12 protein-coding genes and 1 pseudogene are annotated in these 14179 nt (G+C 44.0%); 7 read left to right on the forward strand and 6 right to left on the reverse strand.

The window, feature by feature from the left end:
• Positions 1–45 precede the first annotated feature (45 nt).
• From LIN98_RS06150 to lsrG, 7 genes and pseudogenes are all read left to right on the forward strand, one after another.
• The gene (locus tag LIN98_RS06150; RefSeq protein ID WP_249856085.1) at positions 46–732 is read left to right on the forward strand and encodes a VirB8 family type IV secretion system protein; all 687 of its coding nucleotides are present in this window, start codon (positions 46–48) and stop codon (positions 730–732) included.
• A gap of 1 nt (position 733) precedes the next feature.
• On the forward strand, positions 734–1591 hold the full coding sequence (virB9, locus tag LIN98_RS06155) for a P-type conjugative transfer protein VirB9 (RefSeq protein WP_249856086.1): 858 nt from the start codon (positions 734–736) through the stop codon (positions 1589–1591).
• A gap of 9 nt (positions 1592–1600) precedes the next feature.
• The gene (gene virB10 / locus LIN98_RS06160; RefSeq protein ID WP_249856087.1) at positions 1601–2710 is read left to right on the forward strand and encodes a type IV secretion system protein VirB10; all 1110 of its coding nucleotides are present in this window, start codon (positions 1601–1603) and stop codon (positions 2708–2710) included.
• 12 nt (positions 2711–2722) lie between these two features.
• On the forward strand, positions 2723–3754 hold the full coding sequence (gene virB11 / locus LIN98_RS06165) for a P-type DNA transfer ATPase VirB11 (RefSeq protein WP_249856088.1): 1032 nt from the start codon (positions 2723–2725) through the stop codon (positions 3752–3754).
• Positions 3754–5403, forward strand: coding sequence for a type IV secretory system conjugative DNA transfer family protein (locus tag LIN98_RS06170; RefSeq protein ID WP_249856089.1), 1650 nt, complete (start codon positions 3754–3756; stop codon positions 5401–5403). Before virB11 ends, LIN98_RS06170 begins: the two co-directional genes overlap by 1 nt.
• Positions 5372–5749 (forward strand): annotated as a pseudogene (locus tag LIN98_RS06175) (3-hydroxy-5-phosphonooxypentane-2,4-dione thiolase LsrF); the annotation flags it as partial. The gene LIN98_RS06170 and the pseudogene LIN98_RS06175, both read left to right, overlap by 32 nt.
• Positions 5750–5781: 32 nt before the next feature.
• Positions 5782–6084, forward strand: a complete 303-nt coding sequence (gene lsrG, locus LIN98_RS06180) for a (4S)-4-hydroxy-5-phosphonooxypentane-2,3-dione isomerase (protein ID WP_005567651.1) — start codon at positions 5782–5784, stop codon at positions 6082–6084.
• A gap of 103 nt (positions 6085–6187) precedes the next feature.
• Here the strand turns inward: lsrG and pyk are convergent, their stop codons facing one another.
• The 6 genes from pyk to LIN98_RS06210 form a co-directional block, all read right to left on the reverse strand.
• Positions 6188–7633, reverse strand: coding sequence for a pyruvate kinase (gene pyk / locus LIN98_RS06185; RefSeq protein ID WP_249856090.1), 1446 nt, complete (start codon positions 7631–7633; stop codon positions 6188–6190).
• Positions 7634–7879: 246 nt separating this feature from the next.
• Entirely contained in the window at positions 7880–8869 is a 990-nt protein-coding gene (locus LIN98_RS06190) for a ribonucleotide-diphosphate reductase subunit beta (RefSeq protein ID WP_014167806.1), read from the reverse strand.
• Positions 8870–9001: 132 nt separating this feature from the next.
• On the reverse strand, positions 9002–10687 hold the full coding sequence (locus LIN98_RS06195) for a ribonucleoside-diphosphate reductase subunit alpha (RefSeq protein ID WP_005567649.1): 1686 nt from the start codon (positions 10685–10687) through the stop codon (positions 9002–9004).
• A 274-nt stretch (positions 10688–10961) separates the two neighbouring features.
• Positions 10962–11768: a tryptophan synthase subunit alpha gene (trpA, locus tag LIN98_RS06200; RefSeq protein WP_014167805.1), complete on the reverse strand. Its 807-nt coding sequence runs from the start codon at positions 11766–11768 to the stop codon at positions 10962–10964.
• Positions 11769–11770: 2 nt separating this feature from the next.
• Positions 11771–12964, reverse strand: coding sequence for a tryptophan synthase subunit beta (trpB, locus tag LIN98_RS06205; RefSeq protein ID WP_005567646.1), 1194 nt, complete (start codon positions 12962–12964; stop codon positions 11771–11773).
• Between the two features lie 9 nt (positions 12965–12973).
• Entirely contained in the window at positions 12974–13738 is a 765-nt protein-coding gene (locus tag LIN98_RS06210) for an SDR family oxidoreductase (protein ID WP_005592955.1), read from the reverse strand.
• Positions 13739–14179 lie beyond the last annotated feature (441 nt).

Here is a 14179-nt window from a genome sequence, read left to right on the forward strand (position 1 = left end):
TGAACCTGTTAATAAAACAATGCAACCGCAAGGAGAACATAAAAAATGACCAATATCGAACAAGAAATTCTTGACCAAAATCGGGATTTGGAAGCCAAAAACCAGGAGAACATCGAAAAATCGGAAGCCCGCGCCTGGAAAGTGGCCAGAGTATCCTGGCTGATTAGCTTCGTTCTCGGTGCGGTCATTGTCAGTATTTTACCGTTGCGTGAAGTTATACCGTTCCTGATCCGTGATAACGGTACGGGGATTCCGGATGTGATAACCCGCTTAGATGTGGAAACACTAACCACAGATGACGCGATGGATAAACATTTTATCAGCCAGTATATCAAGGCACGTGAAGGTTATTATTTCAATACCTTACAACAGGAATATGAACTTACGCAAATGATGAGTAGTGACGACGTTGCCAAAGACTACCGCAATATTTACGAAGGTAAAAATGCGCGTGATCAGCTTTTAGGTAACAGCAATACAGTTAAACCTGAAGTCATTTCCATCGTGCTATCTAAAACGGATGTCGGTACGGATGGTCAGGCTAATAATATTGCCACTGCCCGCGTTCGCTTAATTCAACGCAACCTTTCAAGTGGCGAAGAAACGGCAAAAAATATCGTAGTTTCTTTAACATACGAATATTTACCGGTAAAAAATATGATTGAAGGGTTCCGTATGGATAATCCATTAGGATTTATCGTGACACATTACCGGGTAGATAATGAGGCTTAATATGCGAATTTTAATCTGTTTATTACTTATCGTGTTTGGTACAGAAACTTATGCAGCCAGCACACCTATAAAATCAAAATATGATGACCGTATTCAGTCACAAGTTTATAACGCTTTAGATGTCACAAAGGTTTATGCAAAAGATGGATTTTCTACCGTAATCATTTTTGCCGATGATGAGCGTATTCTATACAAACACACCGGTTTTAAAGACGGCTGGGATATTACCGATAATGATAATTTTGTATTGATTAAACCAATGGCGGTAAAACAACAAAGCAGTGAGGGCGAAAACTACTTTGAACCGACTCCGGGGCAATGGAATACGAACTTGTTTATTAATACTAATAAACGCACGTACTCCTTTGATTTAATACTCGTACCGGAAAACTCAACGTCATCATATCAGGTAAATTTTTCCTATCCGACGGAGAAACAAAAACAGTTAGCCGCACAACGTCAAAAGAATAAACGCGAACGTGAACAACAAGCGATTGAAAAATCTTTGCAAAGTACCAAAACACCGAAAAATTGGGATTACGTAATGAAAGTTAAGGCCGGCAGTGAAACCATCACACCAAACTATGCTTATGATGACGGTATTTTTACTTATCTTGGATTTGCCCCAAATAAAACCTTTCCTGCAGCCTTCTTGTTAGAAGGCTCCACGGAAAGTCTGTTAAATACTAATGTTAAACAAGACGGTAATTATCAGGTATTAGTCATCCAAAAAACAGCAGAAAAATTGGTATTACGTAGCGGTGAAAAAGTGGTCGGCATTTACAATCAAAGTTACGGAAAAACACCGGTAACTTATAACACGACCATTTCACCAAATGTGGCAAGAGACGAACGATAGGAGGCAGAGATGAACGATAACAAAACCATTCAGCCGACGGATGACAAAACGGAAACCGATTATCAACCGGAAGTCAGCAAAATTGCCAAACGCGGTAAAAACCAAAATCTATTTATTTTTCTGATTATTGCACTGCTTGCCGTGGCGTTTTTGGGTTATTCCTTTTTGAATAAAAAGGATACGCAACCGGCACAGGTTAAGGAAAAAGAAGAATTCGGTACGACGGTGCGTTCAAAAACATTTACGGCACCACCGGCAGAAATCCCGGCGATTTTAAATCCGGAGCCACAACCAATTCCTACCGCAACCGCTCCAGTAGAAAATCATAGTACGACAGAGGCGTTAGATATTCCATCCGCCCCCCGTTTAATCAAAGGATTGTCTCCGGGTACTATCGATGGCGAAACGTTACAAGCCGTTTCAAATGTTCAGAATACAGATACAACTGACACGGTAACTAATCAACCACCGGAACCGGCAAAAGGCGATATGTTTGAAGATAACGTCAGTACGTTTAAAGCGGGTAAAGCGCATAAACTCCCGGTCAATGCCAATTTACTGTTGGCAAAAGGCACTTTTATTCAGTGTTCCTTACGCACAAAACTTGTTTCCACCGTGGCCGGCAATCTCGGCTGCGTTGTGGCAAACGATGTATATAGTGCAAACGGCACGGTACTACTGATTGAAAAAGGCTCTACCGTGTTCGGTGAGTTCCGTAGCGGTCAGATTCAGCAAGGCGAAGAACGTTTATTTGTAGTCTGGAGTGAAATCCGTACACCGAAAAATATCATCATCAACATTAATTCCGGCGCAACCGATGAATTAGGCGGAACCGGTATTCCGGGCTATGTAGATAATCATTTCTGGGAACGTTTCGGTAATGCCATCATGTTAAGCATGATCACCGATTCAACCAGTGCACTATCTACCCAATTAGCAAAACGCGGAACTTTCCAACCAACGGATACGGTACAAGCCGGCTCGGAAATTGCACAAAGTATCTTAGAGAAAACCATTAATATTCCCCCTACGCTTTATAAGAACCAAGGGGATTTAGTGGGGATTTTTGTTGCGCGGGATATTGATTTTGGCGATGTGTACGAATTGAAACAGAAATAGGAGGTATAAATAATGGTCATAAACTCTTCCGGCGATGTATCAATTTTACTTCATGCCAATAAATTATTCGGAGAATTGCTCGAAGACGAAGCCATTACAAAAATTGCGATTAATCGCCCCGGTGAAATTTTCTTTGAAAAAAAAGGCGTATGGCATTATCAAGACGCTCCGCATATTACTTATGATTTATGTGATTCTTTTGCTCGGGCGTTAGCCAAGTATCGCGGGGATTATATCAGTGATACCAAACCAATTTTATCTGCGGTATTACCGAACGGCGAGCGGACACAGATTATTCTTCCGCCCGCCAGTGAACGGGAAACCATCAGTATTACGGTGCGAAAACCGAATAAGTCTTTTTTTGACCTGGATTATTACATCAACAACGGCTTTTTTAGTCGTGTTATCAAGACGGAAAATCGTTTGTCAGATGATGACCGGACACTACTGGAAATTTATCATAAGGGCGATTATGCGGAATTTCTTAAACAAGCGGTTATCTGCGGGAAGAATATTGTGATTGCCGGGGAAACCGGCTCCGGGAAAACCACTTTAATGAAAGCCCTGGTCGATTATATTCCGTTGCATGAACGCCTAGGCACCATCGAAGATACTCCGGAATTATTCTTACGCCAACATAAGAATTATTTCCACTTATTCTATCCAAGCGAAGCAAAAAATGGTGATTTAATCACGGCTGCCTCTTTGCTGAAATCTTGCCTACGAATGAAACCGGATCGTATTTTACTGGCGGAATTACGCGGTGGGGAAACTTATGACTTTATCAATGTGGTTTCTTCCGGGCATAACGGGTCGATTACCTCTTGTCATGCCGGTTCGGTTGCTGAAACCTGGGAACGGCTTATTTTAATGACGTTGCAAAACGACCAAGGGCGCACGCTTTCCTATGATGTAATTCGCCGTTTATTACAACAAACGATAGATATTATTGTTCATGTTACCAACAGTCATGAACACGGCAGACACATGACGGAAATCTATTTTGATCCGCAAGCTAAACTGAATTCGCTCAAGGTAGGTTAATGATGAAAAAAGCCAATATTGCATTATTTCTGTTTGTCACTTTGCTTCCGACGTATTTTCTAAGTGGGCTTTTACTTCTACTGGCAAATAAAATTCGTCTGATTGAAGCGTTCAAGCGTTACTACCCTACTCTTACGCTGGATGCCATCCTGGGAAATTATCCGAAAATCTGGCAATCCTTATTGATTAGTTTTGTCGTCTGCCTACTGATTATGCTGAAACTCTTCTATCAGCCTAAAAAGAATCTTTATGGTAACGCCGAATTTGCGACTGCCTCGGAAGCGCGGGAAATGGGCTTGATGGAAGAAGAAAACGGCATTATCGTCGGCAAGCTCGGCAAAAAACTTTTACGCTTTATCGGTGCGCAATTCGTTTCACTGGCAGCGCCGACACGGGGAGGTAAAAGCGTAGGGATTGTTATTCCAAATTTGCTGGCATGGGAACAATCTGTGGTTGTGAAGGACATTAAAAACGAATGCTATCGTATCACCAGTAAATACCGTCAAAAAATATTGGGGCAAAAAGTCTATCGCTTTGCCCCGTTTGACCGTAACACGCACCGATTTAATCCATTGGATTGTATTGATATGCGCGACCGAGCACGCGCCGAACTCGATTTAAAAAATCAGGCTATGGGCTTATATCCGCTCACCGGCGACCCGGATAAAGACTTTTGGCAGCACCAGGCACAGAATCTTTTTGTAGCAACCACTTTTTTACTGTGGGATATGCGCCAAAAAAGCCTTACCGATATGATACTGACCTATGCCAATCTATTACGCTTACATGCCGGTTTTGATGAAACTCAAGAAGACGGTTCGATAGAACATATCGATTTTGCACAACATGCGCGCTTATGCGTTCAATCCGGCATTGCTCACCAGACTACTGCCGATAAACTCAATATTTATTTAATGGCGTGTGAATCCGGTAAAACAAAAAGCAGTATCGATTCAACCTTTATCAGTCCGTTAACCATTTTTCAAAATGAAATTGTTGAACACGCTACCTCTGCCAGTGATTTTGATTTACGCGCCTTGCGCCGGGAAAAAATCACGATTTATTTCCACATTTCGGCAAATGATTTAATCCTGGCTCCGCAAGTCGCTAATCTGTTTATGAGCATGGTTATTGCCAACAATATTGACGAACTACCGGAAACCAACCCAACATTAAAATATCAGTTATTACTACTCATGGATGAGTTTACTGCCGTCGGTATGTTGAGCATTATCAATAAATCGGTAGGGTTTATCGCCGGTTATGGTTTACGCCTATTGATTATTTATCAATCACAAGGGCAACTTCGTGCCGATAAGCCTAATGGTTACGGTAAAGATGGTGCTAAAGCTATCCTGGATAATATCGCCTGTAAAATTCTATATGCCCCCGACAATCAGGAGGACGCGGAAGAATATTCAAAAGTGCTGGGCAATCGTACTGTAGATAAATTAAGCCATAGTCGCGGAAAAACGTCCAGTCACAGTATTACCGACCATGGGCGACCGTTGCTTTTACCACAGGAATTTAGACTAATCGGAGAATTTAAAGAAGTGGTGATGTTAAACAACAGTAAACCGATACTGTGTAATAAGGCGGTGTACTACAACGATCCTTATGCCGACCATGGCGGTAACGGGCGTAGGTAAAGATATGGCGCGGGATCAGCGCTATTTTTCCTTGGCAACCCGTATCGCGGCGGAAATGGGTGCGCATATCATCAAAACCTATTATGTGGATAAAGGCTTTGAACGTGTAACTGCCGGTTGCCCGGTACCGATTGTCATTGCCGGCGGTAAAAAACTCCCGGAACAAGAGGCGCTGGATATGTGCTACAAAGCCATTGTTCAAGGGGCTTCCGGTGTGGATATGGGGCGTAATATCTTCCAATCCGACGCGCCGATTGCCATGTTAAAAGCGGTACATGCCATCGTTCACGGCGGTGAAAATGCAGAAAAAGCCTATCAATTATATCTGCATGAAAAAAATGCGTAGTATTTCTCATTTTTTGCAATAAGGAGTCTGTTATGTTTGCAATGTTGGTAGAAATTAATATCAAGGAAGGTAAAGAGCTGGAATTTCTCGACGTCTTTGAGCGTAATCATATCGGTACCCGACAGGAGCCGGGCAATTTGCGTTTTGATGTGTTACGTGATCCGGAAATTCGTACCCGTTTTTACGCTTATGAAGTTTATGTGAACGAAGCTGCTTTGGAAGAGCATCGCAAAACGACGCATTATCATCGCTGTGTTGCCGAGTTGGAACCCATAATGACCGGCAGTCGAAGTAAAAAAATCTTTGAATGGGTGTTTCCTGAAACCGTTAATTGATAAGCAACGCATGAAGTGCGGTTGAAATTTTCGGTGTTTTTTCTTCACACAAAAAAGGCTTAGAATTCTCTAAGCCTTTTTTATCTGTTTATCGTTACGTTAATTATTCAACGGTAAGGATACGACAGGTGTTGGTGTTGGAACCGCTGTTGGCGAATTCTGCACCTTGGGTTAATAACACGGTGTCGCCGGACATTAAGAAGCCTTTTTCTTTTAACAGATTAATGGCTTTTTGCGCGCCTTCGATGGTGCGGCTGACATCATCGTAATAAATCGGAGTTACACCGCGATACAACGCACACAGGTTTAAGGTATTTTGATTACGGGATAAGGCAAAAATTGGCAGACCGGAGCTAATGCGAGACATTAACAGCGGGGTGCGACCGGAACTGGTCATAGCGATAATTGCAGTCACGCCTTTCATGTGATTGGCAGCGAACATGGCGGACATGGCAATGGTTTCTTCAGGATTGTCGAATTCCATATCCATACGATGATGAGAAGTATTTACGCTAGGCATTTTTTCCGCACCTAAACATACTTTCGCCATGGCGGCAACGGTTTCGGCGGGGTATTGACCGGCGGCGGTTTCGGCAGAAAGCATTACTGCGTCGGTGCCGTCCAATACCGCGTTCGCCACGTCCATGACTTCCGCACGGGTTGGCATTGGGTTGCTGATCATAGATTCCATCATTTGTGTCGCGGTGATTACCACGCGATTTAATTTACGGGAGCGGCGGATTAATTTTTTCTGTACGCCGACCAATTCCGGATCACCGATTTCCACCCCTAAGTCACCACGGGCAACCATTATGATGTCGGAAGCCAGAATGATGTCGTCCATCGAAGCATCGTCAACAACGGTTTCGGCACGTTCAACTTTGGCAACGATTTTGGCATTTAAGCCGGCTTCTTGGGCTAATTGACGGGCGTAGTTTAAATCTGCGCTGGAGCGCGGGAAGGAGACGGCAAGGTAGTCAACGCCGATACGCGCGGCGGTAATGATGTCCGCTTTGTCTTTTTCGGTTAAGGCATTGGCAGATAAGCCGCCGCCTAATTTGTTAATCCCTTTGTTGTTGGATAACGGGCCGCCTACAGTCACTTCGGTGAAGACTTTCGCGCCTTCGGTGGATAATACTTTTAATTGTACGCGACCATCGTCTAATAACAGAATATCGCCCGGTACAACGTCTTGTGGAAGGGTTTTGTAGTCTAAGCCGACAACTTCTTGTGTACCTTCACCTTTCGGTAATTCTGCGTCTAATACGAATTTATCGCCGACGTTTAAGAAGATTTTGCCGTCTTTAAAGGTGGATACGCGAATTTTAGGGCCTTGTAAGTCACCTAAAATCGCCACGGTTTTACCTAATTTTTTGGCAATTTCACGTACATATTCTGCGCGGGCGATATGATCTTCTGGTGAGCCATGTGAGAAATTCATACGTACTACGTTGGCACCGGCAGCAATGATTTTTTCTAAATTGTTACCACGGTCTGTTGAAGGTCCCATAGTACATACAATTTTCGTTCTTCTTAGTCTTCTGGACATTAAGATTTCTCCGTAATTGGTTGTATTGTAAAAACTTTTTATTGCGGGCGCAGGTTTCAACAATTACCCACAAGAACCGGGCGGTATTATACGCCGAAAATAAAGTTAGATCGAGATCACATTTCAGGAAAAACCGTTGCAATTTTAGCCGATTTTATAAAGGTGTTTAGACATAATCGGTTACGGTTTCCCCATGAAAAAAGTGCGGTGAAAAAACACATTAATTTTCTACCGCACTTTTTGAAGCTAAAATAAATCGTCTGCCGTGATTTGTTTCATTTTTTTACTGTAATCGGTGGAGCGCTTGTTGAAGAAATCCGTTTCCTTGGTGGAGAGAATTTCAATGTCAAACCATTCCGTTTCCTTCAATTGCGCCGGATTGATGTTGTAAATCGGTTCCAAACCTAACGTCACAAGAGAGTTGTTGTAACGGTTGGCAATGTAATTTTCGACGGTGGCTTTGCTTAAGAAACTCAATTCGCCGTCTTCGAAAATCCAGTCCAAAATCGCTTTTTCTGCGTTGAAAGCTTGCTCGGAGAGTTCTTTTAATTCCGCATAGAACTCGTCGGTAAATAATTCCGGCTGTTCTTCGCGTAAAAGATGATAAAGGCTAATACCAAAACGCCCGTGAATTTCTTCTTCTTTGGATGTGGCTTCTACCGCATTAGAAATGCCTTTGAACAGGTTTTTATGTTTGTTGAAGCTCATCATGATAACAAACTGGCTGAACAGCGAAATGTGTTCCACGAACAGTGAAAACATCACCAGTGAAAGCACAAAATCCTGTTGGCTCACGTCTTTTTTACGCATGAAGGCTTCCATGTACTCAATGCGCGCCATGATGGCTTTGTATTGACGCACGTTGCGGAACATTTCATTCAACCCGAGTTTTTCCAGCAGGAAAGAATAGGCATCTTTGTGGCGAATTTCCGATTCCAGAAAACTGCCGCCCACATCTTCAATTTCCGGTTTCGGGAAATAATTATAGAGATTGCCCCAGAAGCGTTTGACGCTTACTTCAATTTGCGAAATGGCAAGCATGGTTTTGGTGATAACGGCACGTTCAACATCGCTGATATGGGTGCGAAAATCCTGAATGTCGCCGGTGAAATTAAATTCCGTGTGAAGCCAGTAAGAATGGCGGATAGCGTCTTTAAATTCAAGCAGTTCGGGATATTCGTAAGGTTTAATTTCAAAGCGTGGGGTAAATAAGCTGCGTTTTGCGGTGGCGTTCATTGTGCGATCCTCGTGATTCATGGAATAAGGCTTGATTTGCCGGTGTGTGCCGTAAAATTTGGCACGCGTTAAAAAACGCGCGCTATCATCTGTTTTGTTGTAAAAAGTGCGGTGGTTTTTTCTCGTGTTTTTTTAACCTTCACAACTGCTGCAATTAAGCAGGTTACGGTTAAACACTTGCGCCGCACTCATGCTGTATTGGTAATAAATGGATTTCAAACCCAGTTCTTCGGCGGTGAGGTAAAGCTGGTTTAAATCACGTGCCGGGGTTGCCGGATGCACCATGATATTAACGCTTTGCCCTTGGTCGATGTATTTTTGACGTTGTGCCGCCTGTTGAATCACGGAAAGTTGACTGATTTCCGAGAAGGTTTTAAACACCTCTTTTTCCTGTTCGGTCAGCTCGTTTAAATGCTGTACGGAACCGTCATTGAACAGAATGCTTTCCCAAATATCTTCGCGATCCAGGCCTTTTTGTTTGAGCAACGCTTCCAAAAACGGGTTTTTATAGACCACTTTAATTTTGGACAAATCTTTCACGTAGTAATTGGATTTAAACGGTTCGATAGATGGCGATACGCTGCCTAAAATAAAGCTGCTGGATTTGGTCGGCGCCACGCTCATTAAGGTGGTATTACGGCGACCATAACCTTTCAGAATTTCCGGTTCACCGAAACGATGGGCCAGCTCTTTCGAGGCTTTTAAGGTTTTTTCCTGTAACAATTTGAAAATCATATTGTTATATTGCATGGCTTCAAAGCTGTCGAAAGCGATATTTTTCGATTGCAAATAGCTGTGCCAGCCCAGCACACCTAAGCCCAGCGCACGATGACGACGGGCGAATTTATTGGCTTTTTCCATGTATTGAATATTGGCGCTTTGTGCAATGAACTCGCTCATCACCGTATCCAGGAAATAGGTCAGCACTTCCGGTGCGTCGGTGTCTTTCCATTCATCAAAATAGAGCAAATTCATAGAAGATAAACAACACACGAAACTTTCGTCTTCGCTGGACGGCAAGGCGATTTCACTACATAAATTGGAGGCGTGAATCATCATGTTGCGATCTTTATACACGTCCGGGCGACCGGCATTGGCGTTATCCTTGAAGAACAAATAGGGAATGCCCGTTTCCGTCTTACGTTGTAACAATTTTGCCCAGATTTGGCGCTTGTACGGATCGCCGGCTTTCATTGCTTCTAACCATTCGTGGCTGACGCACACGCCGTAATACATTAACTGAATCGGGTTGCCTTCGGTGTGAATATCCAGCCATTCTTCAATGTCGCCGTGGTCGATGTCGATATAACCGGCGAACATCCCTTTACGGCTGGTGCCTTGGCTGATGGTGTCAATAGTAGCTTCAAACAGTTTAGTGAAGGCGAAAGAACCGTTGGATTTACCGTTATTGGTGATGTTGGAACCGCGCGGGCGAATATCGCCGAAATAGCCTGAGGTGCCGCCGCCGAGTTTGCTCATCACGCCGATTTCCGCCACGGTGGACATAATGCTGTTGATGGAATCACCGATATAGGAACCGAAGCAGCTGATGCTTAAACCGCGGCTTAAGCCGAAGTTCGACCAAATCGGTGAGGAAAGGGAATAATAGCCGCGCGCCATGTAGTGATAAAATTTATCCGCATAGCCTTCAATGCCGAGTTTTTGTTCGGCGTAATCGGCGATGAAACGAATGCGCTCTAAGGCGGAGGTGCCTTCTAACAGATAACCACGTTGTAAAAACAATTTGCTGTCTTCATTAAGCCAGGCAAAATCCGGTCGATTCGGATCGGTAATTGGAAGAAATTGGGTGTGAGACATAATAACCTTGTAAATTAGTAAGAATAATCCCGTTTATGCTAACAGGATTTAATTGTGATGAAAATCAGGATTTTTATTCTCTTTGAATAGTGGTGAAAAATAAAAATAACCACAACATCTAGTGGTTATTGAATTCATTAACCCTAAATAGCGAAAACTATAGAAAAGAGAGTAGACCAGTGACAGGGTTTGTAAAAAGGCGGAAAATTCAGAAAAACGGAAAGGATTTTAACCGCACTTTCGTGACATTTCAAAAGTGCGGTTGTTTTTTTGGTTATTTCGTCGCCGCTTTCATATTGCGTACGAATTCGCCGAGTTCAGTTAAACATTGGGCGTGGTTATCCAAATTTCGCGCAATGATTTTCACCGTAGCGGAACCGGAAATCGCCCCTGCCGCGCCCAGTTGCAGTGCTTCTTTTACCTGCGCCGGTTGGGCGATGCCGAAGCCTTGCAGAATTGGCGCGGCGTGGTGGGCTTTGAGTCGTTCTACTAAGCTGTCCAGATTCGCCGTATGGCTTTGATTTTCTGCACCGGTCACGCCCGCGCGGGAAACCAAATACGTGTAACCTTCACTATTTTGCGCCACATCTTGAATGGTTTTTTCGTCTGCATTCGGCGGGCAAATAAAAACGGGTTGAATACCGTGTCTTTTCGCGGCGGCGACATAATCGTCTTTCGCCAACAACGGAATATCGGCAACCAACACGGCGTCCACGCCCACGTCGGCGCAACGCTGATAAAAATTATCCAAGCCTTTGGCAAAAATTAAATTGGCGCAAAGCAGCAAACTCATCGGAATCTCCGGATATTTTGACCGCACTTTTTCCAGCAATTTAAAGCTGTTTTCCGTGCTGTGACCGGCGTTTAACGCACGATTGTTGGCGGCTTGAATCACCGGTCCGTCCAATAAGGGATCGGAGAACGGAAAACCCAGTTCCAATGCGTCCGCCTCGTTATCCACCAGGGTGCAAATAATGTCAAAAGAACGGTCGAAAGTCGGGTCGCATAAGGTCACGAAAGGAACGAATGCGCCTTCATTTTGCGCGTGTAATTGGGCAAATGTGGTTTCAAAACGGCTCATGATTACATTCCTTTTTCATTTAAAATTTTATCTACGGTGAAAATATCTTTATCGCCGCGACCGGACAAATTCACCACCAAAATTTGCGCTTTATTTGGTTCCTGACGGATCATTTTTAAGGCTTGGGCGAGGGCGTGGGAGCTTTCTAACGCAGGAATAATGCCTTCGTGTTTTGCCAATGCTTGGAACGCGTCAAGGGCTTCATTATCGGTAATACTTGGGTATTCCGCACGACCGATGCTTTGTAAATAGGCGTGTTGCGGCCCCACGGAAGGGAAATCCAAGCCCGCCGAAATGGAATAGGATTCTTCCACTTGACCGTCTTCCGTTTGCATCAACGGTGATTTCATACCGAAATAAATTCCCACTTTGGCATGACCTAACGGCGCGCCGTGTTTGCCCGTTTCAATGCCTTTGCCGGCAGGTTCCACGCCGATTAAACGCACCTCTTTTTCGTCAATAAAATCGGTAAACATTCCGATCGCATTTGAGCCACCGCCGACTGCCGCAATTACCGCGTCCGGTAAACGACCTTCTTTTTCCAGCATTTGGCGTTTGGTTTCTTCCCCGATCATTTTCTGGAATTCACGCACGATAGTCGGAAAAGGGTGCGGACCTGCCGCTGTGCCGAGCAAATAGTGCGTATTTTCATAATTTGCCGACCAGTCACGCATGGCTTCGCAGCAAGCGTCTTTCAAAGAACAGGAACCTTTTTGCACCGGTACCACTTCCGTGCCCATTAAACGCATACGAAACACATTCGGCGATTGGCGTTCCACATCTTTCGCGCCCATATAAACACGGCACGGCATATCCAACATGGCGCAGGCGAGAGCAGTGGCGACACCGTGCTGTCCCGCGCCGGTTTCGGCAATAATGCGGGTTTTGCCCATGCGTTTGGCAAGCAAAATCTGACCTAATACCTGGTTGGTTTTATGTGCGCCGCCGTGTAATAAATCTTCCCGTTTTAAATAGATTTTGGCGTTGGTGCCTTTGGTGAGATTGCGACAAAGGGTAAGTGCGGTGGGTCTGCCGGCATAATTTTTCAATAAATCCTGAAATTCGCGCTGAAATGCAGGATCCGCCTTGGCTTCTACAAACGCTTTTTCCAACTGTTGCAACACCGGCACTAGAATTTCCGGCACATACATTCCGCCGAATTCCCCGAAATACGGGTTTAAAATCGTTTCCGCCATCTTGCTTCCTTAATCTAAATTTAAATTCCTTGCTACATTAAGCGGGGCGAAGGTTTGCGCCGTCGGCATCACTTCAATGCGGTTAATGTTGACGTGTTCCGGTTGTTGATTGAGCCACAACACGATATTGGCAATATCTTGTGGCGTAACATATTGTACGTTTTCGTAGAGTTTTTCCGCGCGGGCGTTATCGCCTTTAAAACGTACGTTAGAAAATTCCGTGCCGCCGCACAGTCCCGGTTCCACATTGGAAACGCGAATATTGGTTCCGGCAAGATCGGCACGTAGGTTTAAGCTAAATTGTTTTACAAAGGCTTTGGTACCGCCATAAACATTGCCGCCAGGGTAAGGATAGGTGCCGGTGATAGAACCGAAGTTGATAATGTGCCCCTGATTACGCGCCACCATTTGCGGCAACACTAAGCGGGTCATAGTGACTAAGCCTTTCACATTGGTATCAATCATTTTGTTCCAATCGTCTAAATTCACCTTATCGGCGGATTCCAAGCCTAATGCCAGCCCTGCATTGTTGACTAACAAATCGATTGCCTGCCATTGCGGCGGTAGGGTTTTCAACGCATTTTCAGCGGCGTGACGGTCAGAAATATCAAAGGTGAGAGGGAAGAAATGTTTGCCGTATTCTTGTTGAAGCTGCGCTAAACGTTCGCTTCTTCTGCCGGTGCCGATCACCGAATAACCGGCATTCAATAAGGTTCGGCAAATGGCGTTACCAAATCCGGCGGTGGCGCCGGTAACCAATGCGATTCTTGTCATCATTATTTCTCCTTATCTTGTGGAATTTGTACGTGATGAAAATTCATGTGGAAAAATCACCGCACTTTTGCTTGAATGCGAAACATACTACTCCACTAGTACAGAAAAATATAGAACTTTTATTAAGAAACTTGAAGGCGGGGAAGGAAAAGTGCGGTGAAGCATAACGTTACTTGATAAGTATCTTTAATGATATATAATGATAACTATTATCATTCGGTGTTATTGATAATAGCTTTCGCTGATTAATACTTATAGATTAAAAATGCGTTGAGCTTCTTCGTTGTTGGTATCAAATCAACAACACAAATACTGCTTAAGATGCTGAGTATGAAAATCGTCGTTGATTTCGTTTTTTGATAAACAGTACAGCGCCGTTTTTATTGCTCATTACTAAAGGGAAAATTGATGAAAAAGCAACACAAAATTTTGTGTTAACCT

Source organism: Aggregatibacter actinomycetemcomitans (assembly GCF_023518055.1).
Taxonomy (GTDB): Bacteria; Pseudomonadota; Gammaproteobacteria; order Enterobacterales; family Pasteurellaceae; genus Aggregatibacter; species Aggregatibacter actinomycetemcomitans.